This window comes from Zavarzinia sp., assembly GCF_049306435.1.
Classification (GTDB): Bacteria; Pseudomonadota; Alphaproteobacteria; order Zavarziniales; family Zavarziniaceae; genus Zavarzinia.
In genome coordinates this window covers 15307-31236 of record NZ_JBAQRT010000343.1, presented here as the reverse complement: position 1 = coordinate 31236, position 15930 = coordinate 15307, and the positions used below count along the sequence as shown (strand labels likewise).

The window sequence follows — 15930 nt, the reverse complement described above, 5'->3', positions numbered from 1 at the left end:
CCATCCGGCCGCAAGGCGCGCGGCACCGGCACGCCCGCCAGCAGGATGCGCGTGGCGATCACGGGGACGAGCACCAGCCCGACGAGGCCGGACAGATAGGCAAGGGCCTCGATCAACGGGCCCTGTCCCCGCCGCCTGCGCCGCCGCCGCCATGGCCCAGCCCGGTCATCGCCTTGTTCCTCCCTGATCGCCGCCCTGAAATGACGCGAGACTAGGTCGGCCGTCAAGTTTCCCGGAAGGTATCGCGGTCTTCGCCTAGCGTGACAGAACATGATACATGCGTTGGTGCTGGCGCGACCGGCAACCCGACCTGTTACCGTCCAAGGGGCAAGCCGCCGATCATGAGCAAGAAAGCCGAAACGCCGGTCCCGGCCAAGCCGCCCCGGCCGATGACCGGTCGGACGGAGCGGACGCAGGCGCTGCGAAGCGCGATCATCGATTCAGCGATCAAGGAATTCGCCGCCAAGGGCTATGCCGGGGCATCCTTGCGCATGATCGCGGGGCGGACCGGGATCGAGCTTGGCCACCTCGGCTATCATTTCTCGACCAAGATGGATCTGTGGCAGGCGGCGGTCGCGGCGCTGTTCGATGCCATGCCGAAGGCGGCGGATATTCCGCTGGCGACGACACCGGCGGAAGCCAGCGCCAATGTCGGCCAGCTGATCTTCGATTACGCCTCGTTCTGCATCACCCATCCCGAGCATATCCAGATCGTGTTCGGCGAATCCGCGGCGGGGGGAGAACGTCTCGACTGGGTGGCGCGCCACTATCTCGACGATACGGTCGCCGGTCTGGCCCGGCACATCGACGCGGCCCATCGCTTTGGCGTGCTCGCCAATGTGCCGGCTTCCGTGTTCATCGCCGCCATGGTGGGGATGTCCGCCATCAATTTCGCCCTGCCGCCCTTGCGCGACATCCTGCTGGGCGGGGGGCTGGACCTCGGCATGATGCAGACCCTGCTGGGGCGACTTCTGCCGGCGGAGCCCGACAGCCGGGAATGAACCGGCGCGGTCGGGATTGCGGCCGTTTGCAGGCCGAATGGTCCCAAAGTGCAAACTTTGACGAATGACAAGGTTCGGCGGGCGCGCTATCAAACCCGGGCGTGTGAGCCCTTATGCACGCAGCCCGCGAATTTCGACGGGCCGACTTGATGGCGTCGATTGTTCAGTCGACGCCATTATTTTTGGATCGGGCCATGCTGGAAATGCGCAAAAAAATGCCCGCCGTTCGAGGGCCAGAGTGAACGGCGGGCTTTAAGTATGGGCCGCGTCGAAAGCTGCAACCGGGGGCCGAAGCCCCTGATGGCAACCCGACGTTGCGCTGCGGCCGTTCCGATCAAGCAAGCGGAGGAGAGATCGCTTCACTTATCGGCGTGGCAACATAAGAAGGCGATTCTTATTATGCTGCCATACGACCTTGGTATGAGCACGATTGACGCAGGGGAATCAAGGACTTTTGGTGGCGGGCCCGGAGCTTGTCCAATCTGGCGGGAGGCTGGCCACGACGCTGGCGCGGGGCACCGTTTGGCTTTACCCTGCGCAGGCACATTCGCCACAGTCGGAAGGCAGTCATGGCCGGAATCGCCAATTATGTCTGGGCCGCCCTCTACGACTGGCTGATCACCCGGTCGGACCTGCCGCCCGTCGAGATCCGCAATTCCTTCGATGACCTCATCGATCAGGCCCAGACAACCCATGGTTTGCTGGTGATCGGCGGTGTGCTCGTCGTCGCCTGGCTGGCCTTTCGCGTCTTTCGCTGAACCGTCAGCGCGGCGGAATCGAATAGGTGCCGGTCGCGTGGGCGACCAGTTCCGGGTCGCCTTCCGAGTAAAGCGAGACTTCCCCGATGACGAGGCGGCTGCCGAACTTCAGCGCGCGGCTTTCGGCGATCATGTCGCGGGGGCCGGGCTTGCGCAGGAAATTGATGTTCAGGTTGGTCGTCACCGCGAGGGCGACCGGGCCGAGGGTGCCCAGCACCATGGCATAGAGGCCGCAATCGGCGAGCTGGAACATGCTGGGGCCGGAAATCGTGCCGCCCGGGCGCAGATGCCTTGTGTCGAAGGGCAGCCGGCAGCGCGAGAAGCCGGGCGCGGTTTCCTCGACCCTGATGTGCATCGCCTGTTCGAACACCTGTTCCAGAAACCCCTGGACTTCATCCGCGTTCATGGCCGCCTGTGCCGGCAAGGACATGGTTTCCCCCATCGCTTATGATCGTTGCTGCGACAAAATAGGCGGGCGGGCAGGGCGCCGCCAGTCTTGCCTTGGCATGGCGCTTCGGCATAAAGCACGGGTCATGATCCTGTCGCGTGTCGATATCGCCGATCTTCCGGCCCTCCGCGCCGCCTTCGACGCCCATCTCGAAGCCGAGGCGCCCTGGGCGCGGGCCGCCTTCGCCTTCGTCATGGACAGCGCGGCGCTGATCCCCCTCGGCGTCGATACCGCCGAGTACCGCGACCAGGCGGTGCGTCTTGCCCATGCCTTTGGCCTCGAGACCCTGGACGAGGCGCCGCAGCAGGCCTTTTCCTGGGACGGCCGCTTCCTCCGCACCCGCTCGGAAGCCAGCGTGATCGTCCACGAGGTCACGCATTATCTGGTCTCCCCGCCCGAGCGGCGCGGGCTTCTGGATTTCGGCCTCGGCGCCGGACCCGAGTCGGGCCGGGTCGAGGAGGCGAATGCCGCTCTCTGCACCGATTTCGCGACGCGGGAGGAGGAGGAGACCCAGGCCTCCCTCCTCGGCATCCTGTGGGAAGTGGAACTGGGCCAGCCGGGCATTCTCGCCTTTCTCGAACAGAACTGGCTGGAAGGCTGGCACCGGCCGACCGCCGCCCGCCATTTCGTCCGCCATCTCGACCTGCTGGTGAAGGCGGGCCTTGCCCATGCCGATGGCCACCCGGTCGCGCCGCCTTCGGGCGTTCAGGCGGCCTGACCTCGCTTCGGCCGGGCCGGCCCGCTATAGTGCGGCCATCGCCTATTGCCGGAGATGCGTGAATGTCCAACTCCCCCGTGGTGCCGCAGCCGTCGAAGAACATCGAGCTGGCGCAGACCGAGCTGTCGCGCAGCCCGTCGCCCTCGGTCGCGCTGGAGCCCGCGGATGCCGCGCTCGTGACCGGGATCAAGCAGGGGATCGATATCACCGACAGTGCCGCCGTCCTGCAGTTCGGCACCAAGGTCCAGACCGGCATCGCCGAATTCGCCGATGGCATCCTGAAGACCGTCGCGGCCAAGGATTCGGGGGTGGTGGGGGAAACCCTGTCCGATCTTCTGATGAAGGTGCGCGGCCTGGACGCGGAAAGCCTGAACAAATCGCCGGGCTTCATCGGCCGGCTGTTCGGCAGCGCGACCCATGAGGTCGGAAAATTCCTCGGCCGCTACGAGAAGGTGGCGAGCCAGATCGATCGTATCGTCCTGAAGCTCGAGGAGGCGAAGGACCAGTTGCTGCGCGATGTCGTGATGCTCGACATGCTGTTCGAGCGGAACCTCGAGAATTTCCGGGCGCTCAACCTGCATATCCGCGCCGGCGAGGAATTGCTGGCCGACATGCGGACGAATGTGCTGCCGGCGCTGGAAGCCGCCGCCCATGATCCCGATCCCGGCCTCGCCCAGGTGAACGCCCAGAAGCTGGCGGATGCCCGCCAGGCCTTCGACCGCTTCGAGAAGAAGCTGCAGGACCTGCGCCTGTCCAAGACCGTCACCTTGCAGACCATGCCGCAGATCCGCCTGATCCAGGGCAACGACACGGTTTTGGTCGAGAAGATCCAGTCCTCGATCCTGAACACGATCCCGATCTGGAAGAACCAGATGGTCATCGCCATCTCGATCGCCCGCTCGCAAGGGGCGCTGGAATTGCAGCGGGAAGTCACCAACACGACGAACGACCTCCTGCGCAAGAATGCCGAGATGCTGAAGCAGGGCACCATCGGCGTCGCCCGCGAGGCGGAACGCGGCATCGTCGACATCGAAACCCTGCAAACCGTGAACCGCGATCTGATCTCGACCATCGACGAAGTGATGAAGATCCAGGCCGAAGGCCGCGGCCGGCGCCAGCAGGCGGAGGGCGAACTCCTGAAGATCGAATCCGAGCTGAAGGCCCGGCTGATCCGCGGCTGAGGGCGGCATGGATCTGATCCGGCATGTCCTGTCGGGCCTTGGCGGCGGTATCGCCTTCCTGATCTTCTACCTGGGGCTTGGCGACGCGCCGTCCCTGTCGATCGGGGCGGGGCTCGCCGCCTATGGCGCCGTGCAGCTGATCTTCCGGGCCCTGGCGCCGGGCGCGCCAACGGGCAGCGCGGCCGTCGACATATTGACCGTCGCCGACGGTCATCTCGACGCCATCAACCATCTCGCCGGGGTGGCGCCGCCCGCTCTCGCCGCGCGTCTGCGCCGGCTGGAGGATGTGGCGCTGCCCGTCGTCTACCGGGTGCAGGAACATCCCGAGAATGCCATGGACCAGCGCCGCTTGCTCACCTTCTACCTCGGCCTTGGCCGGCGGCTGGGTGAGCATGGGCAGCGGCTTTATCAGCTGCGGGGCGCGGACCACCCCAGTCTTGCCAGAATCGGCGCCATGCTGGACGAGGTGACGGGGGCTTTCACCGCCAGGGCCGAATCGGCCAAGGCGGTGGAGCTCGCCCGGCTGGAAACGGAACTGGCGGTGCTGGAGCGCAGCCTTGAAGCAGAACGCGGCGCCTGACCGCCGCGCGAGGATATGAGGGAGAGTCCAGGAATGAAGTTCATGATCCGCAGGTTTGCCCTTGGTGCCGGCCTGGCTGTCGCCCTTGCCGCGCCGGCCTTCGCCCAGGCGGGACTGGACCTGACCGGCAATTATCTCGTCACCGGCCAGAACGGCGGCGAACAGGGCACCTATGCCGCCGATGTCGCGGTGACGCTGGAAGGCGATGTCTATCATCTGGCCTGGGATGCTCAGGGCCAGAAGGTCGATGGCGTCGGGCTTCGCCTCGGCGATACGCTGGCGGTGACCTGGCAGGATCCGGCGACCAGGGAAGCGGCGGTCGCCGTCTATATCATGATGCCCGATGGCGGGCTGAAGGGCCGCTGGGCGCCGATCGGCGCCAAGACCGCCGGCACCGAGGAATGGACCCGCAAGCCCTGAGGCTTCTCAGATGGCGCCGCCCAGCCAGCCGCTGAGCGCGTCCCACGACAGCACGCTCATATAGGCGAGGAAGCCGAGGGCGGCGATGCCGCCGATGATCCCGATCGAGGTCATCAAACCGTCCTGTTCGATGAGGCCGAGGGCCAGGAACAGGATGGCGAAGGAAATCGGGATATTGGTGAAGGGGATGGGGCTCGCCAGCATCAGGCCGAGCAGGGCGATCAGGATGCCCACCATCCGCTCGGCCATCGGCCCCGTGAGCAGGGGCAGCCGGGGCTTCAGCACTTTCTCCATCCGCCCGATCACCGGCAGGCCGCCGCGCACGACCTTGCGCAGGTCTTCCGTCGCGATGGTCCGGGCCAGGATGCGCTTCGGTAGCCAGGGCCGGGGCAGGCCGCCGACCATCTGCAGGGCGATGACGGCGATCGGAAAGCCGGCGATGGCCGACAGGCCGGGCGGCGCGATCGGCAGGCAGGTCGGCAGCGCCAGCAGCAGGATCAGGAGGCCGAAGCCGCGTTCCGCCAGCATGTCGACGATGGCGCCGATGGAAATCCGCTCTTCCGACCAGCCAAAGGCCATGACCACCAGGGTCTCGGCCGCGGTCGGCTCGCGAAATACGCTGGAACGGTGTTTCTTCATCACATTCAACTGTGGTCGAGACGGCGTGGCATTCGTCGCTCGCGGTGCACGGACACGGACAGGATCAGGCCGACGCCGATCATCAGCGTCATGGTCGCCGATCCGCCGTAGGAGACGAGGGGCAGCGGAATGCCGACCACCGGGATGAGGCCCATCACCATCGACAGGTTGATGAAGACATAGAGGAACAACTGCGTGCCGATACCGAGCGCGACCAGCCGGCCGAACTGGTGGCGCGAGCCAAGGCCGATCGCCAGCGCGTAGCCGAAGACGCAGATGTAGAGAAGGATCAGCAGCAAGCCCCCGATCATGCCGAATTCCTCGGCCAGCTGGGGAAAGATGAAGTCGGTATGGACTTCCGGCACGAAGCGCAGCTGGCTCTGGGTGCCGAGCAGATAACCCTTGCCGAAGACCCCGCCCGAGCCGAGCGCGATCATCGACTGCAGGATGTTGTAGCCGGCGCCCAGCGGGTCGGCTTCGGGGTTCAGGAAGGTCAGCACCCGGCGGCGCTGATAGTCATGCATGAATTCCCAGACGATGGGCAGGGCGCCGAGGCCGGCGGCGATGACGATGCCGAATTTCCACAGCCTCACCCCGGCCAGGAAGAAGATGGCGCCCGAGCCGGCGAGCAGCAGGGTCGCCGTGCCGAGGTTCGGTTGCTTCAGCACGAGGGCGACCGGCGCCAGCACCATCAGCAGCGGCACGATCAGCACGCTCGGCCGGCCGATCTGTTCCGGCATCACGCCATGAAAATAGCGCGCGAGGGCGAGCACGAGGGCCAGCTTCATGATTTCGGACGGCTGGATCTGGAAGAATCCAAGGTCGATCCAGCGCTGCGCGCCCATGCCGATCGAACCCATGACCTCGACCCCGACCAGCCCGGCCAGCGTGACGCCATAAAGGAAATAGGCGTAGCGGGCATAGACGGAGATATCGATCAGGGCGACGACGACCATGACCCCAAGGCCAATGATGAAGCGCACCAGCTGCCGCCCAGCCCAGGGATCCCATTTGCCGCCCGCGCTGGAATAGAGCATGGCGACGCCGATCGCCGCGATGGCGATGACGAGAAGCACGAGGCCCCAGTTGATCGAGAGAAGACGCGACCCCAGGGGGATGCGGTCGCCTTCACGGCTGGAATAGACGCTCAAGGCGCGGGTCCGATGTTCCGGTTTGTCTGGCTTGCCCCGTTCTAGACCGAAACGGCTGGCAGCGCAAAGCCAAGCGGCGGGAAGATCAGCGACGGTGGATCGCGGCGCTGACCAGCAGCCAGCCCCAGCCGATCAGCATCATGGTGCCGCCGATGGGGGCGACCATGCCAAGGCGAAGCTCCGCGAGGGCGATGGCATAGAGGGCGCCGCCAAAGACGAGGGCGCCGACGGCAAGGGCGAGGGGCGCGGCAACCGAGACGATGCCCCGCTCCACCAGCCACAGGGCGCCCAGGGTCGCCGCGGCGTGGATCATCTGGTAGAGGCTGGCGGTCTGGACGAGGGCGAGCTGGTCGGGCGTCGCCGTCGCCTTCAGGCCATGGGCGGCGAAGGCGCCGAGCCCCACGCCCAGCAGCCCGTCGAGCGCGGCGATGATGATGGCGAGGCGAAACAGCGGCGACATCAGCCGACCGTGACCGCGCCGGTGAAGGCCTCGGCCAGAACGGTGGCGATCCTCGACCGGCTCTTGACCGAGGTCAGCAGCAACTCGTCGTTGGTATTGGACAGGAAGCCGGTCTCGATCAGCACGGCCGGCACATCCGGCACCTTCAGCACGGCGAAATTGGCCGAGCGCCGGGGATTGTCGAGGAGGCGCAGCTTGGCGCCCGCGGTCTTGACGATATGGGCCTTGCGGGCGAGGGCGGTGTTCAGGGAATGGCGCCGCGACAGGTCGAACAGGATGGCGGCGACCTGCGGGTCCGACACGCCGATGTCGAAGCCATGCAACAGATCGGCGGCATTCTCGCGGTCGGCGATGGCGGCGGCGAGGCCGTCGGAAGCCTTTTCCGACAGGGTATAGGCCGACAGGCCGCGGGCATCCGGGTTCGGCGCCGAATCGGCATGGATCGAGACGAAGAAATCGGCCTTGGCCGTCTGGGCCTTGGCCGCGCGCTCCTGCAGGGGGACGAAGACGTCCCGCGTGCGGGTCAGCACCGCCTTGCAGCGGCCGCCGGCCTCGATCCGGGCGGCGATCCGCTTGGCGAGGTCGAGGGTGATGTCCTTCTCGAAGACGCCGCTCGGCCCGATGGCGCCGGGGTCGTGACCGCCGTGACCAGGGTCGATCATGATCACGGGCAGGGCGCGCGGCGGCGCCGGCTTTCGCGTGGGCACGGGCATCCGCTCGCCCAGGGTACCGGCGATGGCTTCCGCGGCGCCGCCCGAGAGAAGGAACGGCAGGCCGAGCCCGAGGCGCAGAATGTCGCGACGATCCATGCTCATGAGACCATTCGGCCGAAGCCCTGATGGATGTAAGCCCCAACACATCATGCCGGCACGGGCGCGAGCCTGTCCGACATTTGCCATCAATGCCAGAAAATTCCCTCAGATTCAAGTGCTTGTCACAGGGCACTCAGATTCCGATGGAAGCGCGGTGGCCCAATGTGCGGTTGCCGCACGGAAAATATGAGCCCGGCGCCTTGACAGGGCCGGGGGCTACGCCTAACTCTGCAACGTCCGTTGGCACTCGCCAATTGGGAGTGCTAACAACGTGGCCGGTATAAACAGGCCTTTGTCTATTCCTAGAGGAGGTTCCCATGAGCTTTCGGCCCCTGCATGACCGTGTCCTGGTCAAGCGCATCGAAGCAGAAGAGAAGACCAAGGGCGGGATCATCATCCCCGACACCGCCAAGGAAAAGCCGCAGGAAGGCGAAGTCGTCGCCGTCGGCTCCGGCACCCGCAACGAGAAGGGCGAACTCGTCGCTCTCGACGTGAAGGCCGGCGACCGCATCCTGTTCGGCAAGTGGTCGGGCACGGAAATCAAGCTGGATGGCGCCGATCTCCTGATCATGAAGGAATCCGACATCCTCGGGATCCTCGAGACCACCGCCAAGAAGGGCAAGAAGGCCGCGTGAGCGGTCTCGTCCGTCTGACCCGCCAGAAGATTTGAAGGAGCGAGCCAATGGCTGCCAAGGATATCCGTTTCAACACCGACGCCCGGTCGCGCATGCTGCGCGGCGTCGAGATCCTCGCCGACGCGGTGAAGGTCACCCTCGGCCCGAAGGGTCGTAACGTCGTCATCGAGAAGTCGTTCGGCGCCCCGCGCATCACCAAGGACGGTGTCTCGGTCGCGAAGGAAATCGAACTCGCCGATCGTTTCGAGAACATGGGCGCCCAGATGGTGCGCGAAGTGGCCTCGAAGACCAACGATATCGCCGGTGACGGCACCACCACCGCGACCGTGCTCGCCGCCGCCATCGTCCGCGAAGGCTGCAAGGGCGTCGCCGCCGGCATGAACCCGATGGACCTGAAGCGCGGTATCGACCTCGCTGTCGAGGCCGTCGTCGCCGACGTCAAGAAGCAGTCGAAGAAGATCTCCGGTTCGGCCGAGATCGCCCAGGTCGGCACCATTTCCGCCAACGGCGAGAAGGCCATCGGCGACATGATCGCCAAGGCCATGGAAAAGGTCGGCAAGGAAGGCGTCATCACGGTTGAAGAGGCCAAGGGTCTCGAAACCGAACTCGACGTCGTCGAAGGCATGCAGTTCGATCGCGGCTATCTGTCGCCCTACTTCGTGACCAACGCGGAGAAGATGACCGTCGAACTCGACAACCCCTACATCCTCCTCCACGAGAAGAAGCTGTCGGGCCTCCAGGCCATGCTGCCGGTCCTCGAGTCGGTGGTGCAGTCGGGTCGTCCGCTGCTGATCATCGCGGAAGACGTCGAAGGCGAGGCTCTGGCCACGCTCGTCGTCAACAAGCTGCGCGGCGGCCTGAAGGTCGCGGCCGTGAAGGCTCCGGGCTTCGGCGATCGTCGCAAGGCGATGCTCGAGGACATCGCGATCCTCACCGGCGGCCAGGTGGTCTCCGAAGACCTCGGGATCAAGCTCGAGAACGTGAACCTCAAGATGCTCGGTCAGGCCAAGAAGATCGTCATCGACAAGGAAAACACCACGATCGTCGACGGCACCGGCAAGAAGGACCAGATCCAGGCCCGCGTCGGCCAGATCAAGGCCCAGATCGAAGAGACCTCGTCGGACTACGACCGCGAGAAGCTGCAGGAACGTCTGGCGAAGCTCGCCGGCGGTGTCGCGGTGATCAAGGTCGGCGGCTCGACCGAAGTCGAGGTGAAGGAGCGCAAGGATCGCGTCGACGACGCGCTTCACGCGACCCGCGCCGCGGTGGAAGAGGGCATCGTCCCGGGCGGCGGCTCGGCCCTGCTCTATGCCTCGCGCGTTCTCGACAAGATCTCGGTCGGCAACGAGGACCAGAAGCACGGCATCGACATCATCCGTCGCGCCCTGCTGGCCCCCGTGCGCCAGATCGCCGAAAACGCCGGCAAGGACGGCGCCGTGATCTCGGGCAAGCTGCTCGAGAACAAGGACCCGAAGATCGGCTACGACGCCCAGAACGACGTCTTCACCGACATGGTCAAGGCCGGCATCATCGACCCGACCAAGGTCGTCCGTACCGCTCTGCAGGACGCCGCTTCGGTTGCCGGCCTGCTGATCACGACGGAAGCCATGATCGCCGACAAGCCCGAGAAGAAGGCCCCCCAGATGCCGGGTGGCGACATGGGCGGCATGGGCGGCATGGATTTCTGATCCAGCCTTCCAGGCAAGTTACGGAACGGGGTCGGCGAAAGCCGGCCCCGTTTTCGTTTGGGGAAGGCGCCTGTTCAAATTCATCGGGATCATTGCAACCCGGCGGGCGTCCGGCGCATTGATGCGGCGGATGGTCCCGATGATGGTGGACCGCCGGGAGTGACGGGAATGATCAGGCAGACTTGGGTTCGGCGTTCGTTGCGGCTGATGGCAGCCGCTGTGATGGCCGGCGGCCTTTCGGCCTGTGTCGCCTATGACGACGGTTACGACGGCGGCGGTTATGGCGGCGGGAATTACGGCAATGGCGGCTATGGTGGCGGCAGCTATCGTCAACCCTATCCCAGCGGCTACGGCTATGGCGGCTCCTACAACGACGACGCGGCCCGCCGCGCGGCATGGGAGCGCCAGCGCCGCGAGCAGGAACGCCAGCGCTATGAATACGAACAGCGCCAACGCGAACAGCAGATCAAGGAACGCGACCGCGAGCGTTTTCAGCAGCAGCAACGCGAAATCGAATTGCGCCAGCAGTTGGAGCGCCAGCAGCGCGAACAGCAGCAGCAGGTCGAGAGGCGCCAGCGCGAAATGGAACAGCTGCGCAAGGCGCGCGAACGGGAATCCCAGCAGCAGGAAGAGCGTCGCCAGCGGGAACAGGAACAGGAACGCCGCCGCCAGGAACGCAACAAGCCCTGATCCGGCTCAGGCCTTCCGCGCGTCCGCCTCGTCGAGGATCTGTTCGATCGGCACGGGGCGGGCGATGGCATAGCCCTGGGCCATGTCGATGCCCATGTCGCGCAGCAGCTCCAGCGTCGCCTCGTCCTCGACGAATTCGGCGATCGTGTTGGCGCCGAACTTGTGGCCCAGGTCGTTGATGGATTCGACGATGGCGCGATCGACCGCGCTCGTCGTGATCTGCTTGATGAAATTGCCGTCGATCTTCAACTCGTCGACCGGGAACTTCCGCAAATAGGAGAAGGAGCTGAGGCCGGCGCCGAAATCGTCGAGCGTGATGCCGCAGCCGGTGGCCCTCGCGCGGGCGACGAAATCATTGGCGGCGGCCATGTTGTCGATCAGCGCCGTTTCCGTGATTTCAAAATGCAGGCGGTGGGGCTCGATGCCGCACAGCTCCAGCTCATGGCCGACGAAGGTCCACAGGTTGGGGTCGTTCAGGGAATTGGCCGACAGGTTGATGGCGAGGGCGAAGTCGCCGAGGCTGCCAAGGCGGGGGCCATAACGCCGCAAGGTGGTGCGGATGACCCAGCGATCGATCTCGCCCATCAGGTCGTAGCGCTCGGCCGCCGGAATGAAATGGCCGGGGTAAAGCAACTCGCCATTTTCACCCTGCATCCGCAGCAGGATCTCGTAATAGCGCCGGCCCGGCGTGTGATCGCTCAGATATTCGATGCGCTGGGCAAAGAGGCGGAAACGGTCGGCGGCGATGGCGGCCCTGATGCCCGAGGCGATCTGGATATCCCGGTGGTAGCGCCCGGCATCGCTTTCGTCGGCGCGATAGGTGCAGACCCGGTTGCGCCCGGTCGATTTCGCGGCATAGCAGGCGACATCCGCCCGGCTCATCAGCTCGCTGACCGCGACGCTGCCATCGGCGATCTCGGCAAGGCCGATGCTGCCGGTGACATGATAGGGCTTGCCGTCCCACGAGAAGGTCAGGGCCGAGAGGGCGCAGATGATGTTGCGGGCGACGCCCTCGGCTTCCTCGATGCTGCGATCGGCGAGGAGAATGGCGAATTCGTCGCCGCCGAGGCGCACCGTCACATCCTCTTCGCCGACGAGTTGACGGATGCAGTTCGCGACCTTGACCAGAAGGGCATTGCCGGCCTCGTGGCCGGCGCTGTCGTTCAGGATCTTGAAGCGGTCGAGATCCATGAAGGCGAGGGCGAAGCGGCGCCGCGTGGCCTGGACCTCGGCGCTGGCTTCACCCAGACGCTGTTCGAGGGCGAGACGATTGGGCAGGCCGGTCAGGACATCCTGGCGCGCCGACTGCGCCAGTTCCTGTTCGAGCGCGCGGGCCTTGGTCACGTCCTGGAACACCAGCACGGCGCCCAGAAGCTCACCCTCGGCATTGCGGATGGGCGCGGCTGAATCCTGAATGCTCAGGCGCCGGCCCTCGCGGCTGATCATGTTGGCGTCGCCCTTCATGTAATAGGGCTTCAGCGCGCGCAGGCAGGTTTCGATCGGGTTGGGCAGGTCGGCCCCGGTCGCCCCGTCGCAGATACGGAAGATTTCGGTCACCGGGAGGCCCAGGGCTTCGGCCGCGGTCCAGCCGGTCAATTGTTCGGCCACCGGATTCATGAAGGTGATCAGCGCGGACGTGTCCGTGCAGATGACCGCATCGCCGATCGAATAGAGGGTGACCCGCAGTCTTTCCTTTTCTTCGAACAGGGCGGCGGAAAGATCGCGCAGGCTTTCCTCGGCTTCCTTGCGGGCGGTGATGTCGGCATGGGTGCCGATCATCCGCGTGGCCCTGCCGCCGGCATCGCGGGAAACCACGCGGCCCCGGTCGAGAATCCAGATCCAGCGGCCATCCCGATGGCGCATCCGGAACTCGGCCGAGAACGTATCGCTGGTGCCCGTGATGCAGGCCTGATCGAGCTGCAGGGCGGCCCGGCGGTCGTCGGGATGGATCAGCTCCAGCCATTTGTTCTCGTCGTCGCCGAAGTCTTCCTGGCGCAGGCCCAGCATGGCGGTCCACATCGGCGAATAGAAGGTGTGGCCGGCGACGAGATCCCGGTCCCAGACGCCATGGCGGGCGCTTTCGAGCGCGAAGCTCCACCGGCTTTCACTTTCGCTCAGGGCGGCTTCGGCCTTCTTGCGCTGGTCGATATTCTCGACCTGGGCGATCAGGTGCCGGACCTCCCGGGACTCCGGATCGCGCGAGGCCGAGACGGCGAGATTGCACCACAGCACGCGGCCATCGCTCGTGAGGTAGCGTTTCTCCATGCGGTAACTGTCGATCACGCCTTCCAGCACCCGCTCCAGCTGGCTCTCGTCGTGCTTCAGATCTTCCGCATAGGTGATGTCGCGAAAATTGATGCCGGCCATCTCAGCCGTCGTGTAGCCCAGCATTTCGGCGAAGGAGCGGTTGCTTTCGATGATATGGCCATCGGGCGCGACGAAGGCCATGCCGATGGCGGCATTGTCCATCGCGCCGCGAAAGCGCTGTTCGCTTTCCAGCAGGGACCGGCGGCTGGCGCGATGGTCTTCAAGCAGGCGCGAAAGCGTATAGGGAACCGCCAGCAGGGCCATGGTCGGAAGATAGGCCGGCAGAAGCGCCAGGATCTGGCCCCAGTCCACGGGAATCTCGATCCGGCCGTCCACGGTCGCGATGGCCAGCAGATTGGAGATCGCGGCCGTCATCGCCATGGCGAAGCTGGACAGGCGCAACGACGCCAGCATCAGGAAAAGGGCGATGAGGACGAGCGGTGCATTGGCCCGGCCCGCGACGAATACCGCGATGAGGGTGCAGGCCACGGTAATGGCGATCACCTCGGCGATGCGCCAGCCCTCGACCATGCGCCGGGCGGCGGCGAGATCATAGGCAAAGCCGATGGGCAGGAAAATGATGGTGCCGACACAGGAGGACAGCCACCACAACCACCATATGCTCAGGAAGGGCAGGTCGCCCTGCATCAGTATCGTGGCGCTCGCCGCGACGGGAAGTCCGGTCAGCAGGGGGACGGCCGTGGCCGCGATCAGCAGGCTCCGGAATTCACCGGCGATGCCCTGCTTTCCGGCGAGGCGCTGCCGGGAGAGGCCAAGCGTTGCGCCGACATGAATGCTGATGCACAGGGCGAGGCCCACGGCGGGCAGCGGCGTCACGCCGCTGACGAGGCAAAACAGCAGGCCGGCAAGAGCGATCCCGACGATGGGGGCCGGGAGGCGCGACCAGGGACTGCGCCACAGAATGGCGACCATGGCGGCGTTGGCGAGGGAAATGGCCATGAGCACATTGCCCATGGGCGCCAGACGGGCGCCGATCAGGGCCAGCAGCAGGTAGAAAACGCCCGAACCGGTCGCGCAAGCCATCTGGCCAGCCGCCCGACGTCCGCCGCCGAGGCGGGCGAGCGCCGAAGGAGGCGACGTATCGTGCGCGGTTATACCGGTCATGGAACAAGACCCTCCGTCCCGACGAAGCCGCCAGGAGGTGAACGCAAACTGCGGAGGACGAGACAATGTGTCATTTCAAATCACGGCGCCCGGGCCTGCGCCAGGAGTGGCTACGGCAGAAGAGTTGCGGTCATACCTTTAAGGACAGGTTAAGGCGGAAGGGATGGGGCGTGGTCGCCATGCGACGAATCGCGTGGCGGGGGTGGTCACGCCGCCTCGCCCTTGTCGGTCTGGGACGGCTTTTCCGCGGTTGCCCCGCGCCTGAATTCGCCGGGCAGCATTCCCGTCCATTTCTTGAAGGCGCGATGGAACGAACTGGGATCGGCGAAGCCCAGCCGCTCGGCGATGTCGGCCACGCTGTTGCCGCTGTCGGTCAGGCAGCGGATGGCGAGATCGCGCCGCAGCGAGTCCTTGATCGCCTGATAATTCTGTCCTTCACCGTCGAGCCGGCGGCGCAGGGTCGAAGGGGACATGTGAAGTCCCGCCGCCAGACTGTCGAAATCCGGCCATTCCGCGACCGCGACACGGCGCAGGCTGCGGCGGATATGAACCGTCAGGCTGTCGTTGGAGCGGTATTTGACCAGGATGTTGGCGGGCGCGCGGCGCAGGAAGCTCTTCAACTCGGCCTCGCTGCGCTTCACCGGCAGATCGAGGGTCGCCGCGTCGAATTCCAGCCGGGTGCGGGCGCGGCCAAAGCGCAGGTCGTGGGTAAAGAGGGTGCGATAGTCGTCGATATAGGGCGGCTCGGCGCAGCGGAATTCCGCCGCCGTCACCGGGATGCGCCGGCCGGCCAGCCAGCAGGTCAGGCCGTGGGTGACCAGCCAGAAGGTGCAATAGGTGAAAGCCCGCAGCGGTGCTCCGGTCTCGGCGAGGGTGATCGAGGCCCGCTCGCCCTCCCGCACCAGCCGGGGCTGGAAATCGTCGAGGATCAGCGAGATGAAGCGCAGGGCCCGGCGCAACGCCTGGCCCACGGTTTCGGCGCCATGCGCGCTGCGCGCCATCAGGGCGAAACTGCCAGGCCGCATGGGGTGGTGGTCCATGCCGAAGAATTCGCAGTTCATCGCCCGCGCCAGCTGCAGCCACAGCGCGGCGTAATAGCTGGCCGGCACCCGGGCTTCCTCATCGGCGAGCAGGGCCGGGGAGATGCCGGATGCGGCCAGGACGGCATCGACATCGAGGCCCCGCCCGCGGGCGACCACCAGCGCCTCCTCGACCAGATGAACCGATATCGTGCCGCGCTGCATCATGGCCCCGGGCCGTTCCCCCTTGTTCGACATGGCAAATTCCGTCGTCGAATTTGGAGCCTGCTGCCATTGT

Annotated in this window: 16 protein-coding genes; 9 read left to right on the top strand and 7 right to left on the bottom strand. The window is 65.7% G+C overall.

The genetic code is table 11. From position 1 onward, the window contains the following. Positions 1–341 precede the first annotated feature (341 nt). Both WAZ62_RS20025 and WAZ62_RS20020 read left to right on the top strand, forming a co-directional pair. Positions 342–1001 (top strand): TetR/AcrR family transcriptional regulator, encoded by a 660-nt coding sequence (locus tag WAZ62_RS20025; RefSeq protein WP_422645304.1) that lies wholly within the window; start codon positions 342–344, stop codon positions 999–1001. Between the two features lie 569 nt (positions 1002–1570). Beyond that, complete coding sequence (locus tag WAZ62_RS20020; RefSeq protein ID WP_422645303.1) at positions 1571–1759, top strand: hypothetical protein; 189 nt, start codon at positions 1571–1573, stop codon at positions 1757–1759. 4 nt (positions 1760–1763) lie between these two features. On the opposite strand, the gene WAZ62_RS20015 is transcribed toward WAZ62_RS20020, so the two are convergent. Continuing rightward, positions 1764–2189 carry a PaaI family thioesterase gene (locus WAZ62_RS20015; protein ID WP_422645302.1) on the bottom strand — a complete coding sequence of 142 codons (426 nt, stop codon included), beginning with the start codon at positions 2187–2189 and terminating at the stop codon, positions 1764–1766. A 103-nt stretch (positions 2190–2292) separates the two neighbouring features. On the opposite strand from WAZ62_RS20015, the gene WAZ62_RS20010 reads away from it, so the two are divergent. The 4 genes from WAZ62_RS20010 (at position 2293) to WAZ62_RS19995 (ending at position 5106) form a co-directional block, all read left to right on the top strand. Beyond that, a complete protein-coding gene (locus WAZ62_RS20010) occupies positions 2293–2925 on the top strand; it encodes a hypothetical protein (protein WP_422645301.1) in 633 nt (210 codons plus the stop codon). A 62-nt stretch (positions 2926–2987) separates the two neighbouring features. After that, the gene (locus WAZ62_RS20005) at positions 2988–4106 is read left to right on the top strand and encodes a toxic anion resistance protein (RefSeq protein ID WP_422645300.1); all 1119 of its coding nucleotides are present in this window, start codon (positions 2988–2990) and stop codon (positions 4104–4106) included. Between the two features lie 7 nt (positions 4107–4113). Beyond that, positions 4114–4686 (top strand): hypothetical protein, encoded by a 573-nt coding sequence (locus WAZ62_RS20000; RefSeq protein WP_422645299.1) that lies wholly within the window; start codon positions 4114–4116, stop codon positions 4684–4686. A gap of 42 nt (positions 4687–4728) precedes the next feature. Then, a complete protein-coding gene (locus tag WAZ62_RS19995; RefSeq protein WP_422645298.1) occupies positions 4729–5106 on the top strand; it encodes a hypothetical protein in 378 nt (125 codons plus the stop codon). 6 nt (positions 5107–5112) lie between these two features. Here WAZ62_RS19995 and WAZ62_RS19990 read toward each other — a convergent pair whose 3' ends face one another. The 4 genes from WAZ62_RS19990 to WAZ62_RS19975 form a co-directional block, all read right to left on the bottom strand. Next, on the bottom strand, positions 5113–5745 hold the full coding sequence (locus tag WAZ62_RS19990) for an exopolysaccharide biosynthesis protein (protein WP_422645297.1): 633 nt from the start codon (positions 5743–5745) through the stop codon (positions 5113–5115). Positions 5746–5750: 5 nt separating this feature from the next. Further along, on the bottom strand, positions 5751–6896 hold the full coding sequence (gene rodA / locus WAZ62_RS19985) for a rod shape-determining protein RodA (RefSeq protein WP_422645296.1): 1146 nt from the start codon (positions 6894–6896) through the stop codon (positions 5751–5753). Positions 6897–6981: 85 nt separating this feature from the next. After that, on the bottom strand, positions 6982–7356 hold the full coding sequence (locus WAZ62_RS19980; protein ID WP_422645295.1) for a DUF423 domain-containing protein: 375 nt from the start codon (positions 7354–7356) through the stop codon (positions 6982–6984). Continuing rightward, a complete protein-coding gene (locus tag WAZ62_RS19975) occupies positions 7356–8171 on the bottom strand; it encodes an N-acetylmuramoyl-L-alanine amidase family protein (protein WP_422645294.1) in 816 nt (271 codons plus the stop codon). The genes WAZ62_RS19980 and WAZ62_RS19975 overlap by 1 nt, the downstream gene beginning before the upstream one ends. A gap of 314 nt (positions 8172–8485) precedes the next feature. Between WAZ62_RS19975 and groES the strand changes: the two genes are divergently transcribed. The 3 genes from groES to WAZ62_RS19960 all read left to right on the top strand — a co-directional run bounded on the left by groES (position 8486) and on the right by WAZ62_RS19960 (position 11181). Then, positions 8486–8803, top strand: coding sequence for a co-chaperone GroES (gene groES / locus WAZ62_RS19970; protein WP_422645292.1), 318 nt, complete (start codon positions 8486–8488; stop codon positions 8801–8803). A 47-nt stretch (positions 8804–8850) separates the two neighbouring features. After that, on the top strand, positions 8851–10491 hold the full coding sequence (gene groL / locus WAZ62_RS19965) for a chaperonin GroEL (protein ID WP_422645291.1): 1641 nt from the start codon (positions 8851–8853) through the stop codon (positions 10489–10491). Between the two features lie 207 nt (positions 10492–10698). Beyond that, positions 10699–11181, top strand: a complete 483-nt coding sequence (locus WAZ62_RS19960) for a hypothetical protein (protein ID WP_422645290.1) — start codon at positions 10699–10701, stop codon at positions 11179–11181. A 6-nt stretch (positions 11182–11187) separates the two neighbouring features. On the opposite strand, the gene WAZ62_RS19955 is transcribed toward WAZ62_RS19960, so the two are convergent. After that, complete coding sequence (locus WAZ62_RS19955) at positions 11188–14613, bottom strand: EAL domain-containing protein (RefSeq protein ID WP_422645289.1); 3426 nt, start codon at positions 14611–14613, stop codon at positions 11188–11190. Positions 14614–14819: 206 nt separating this feature from the next. Further along, positions 14820–15890: an AraC family transcriptional regulator gene (locus WAZ62_RS19950; RefSeq protein WP_422645288.1), complete on the bottom strand. Its 1071-nt coding sequence runs from the start codon at positions 15888–15890 to the stop codon at positions 14820–14822. Between the last annotated feature and the right edge of the window lie 40 nt (positions 15891–15930).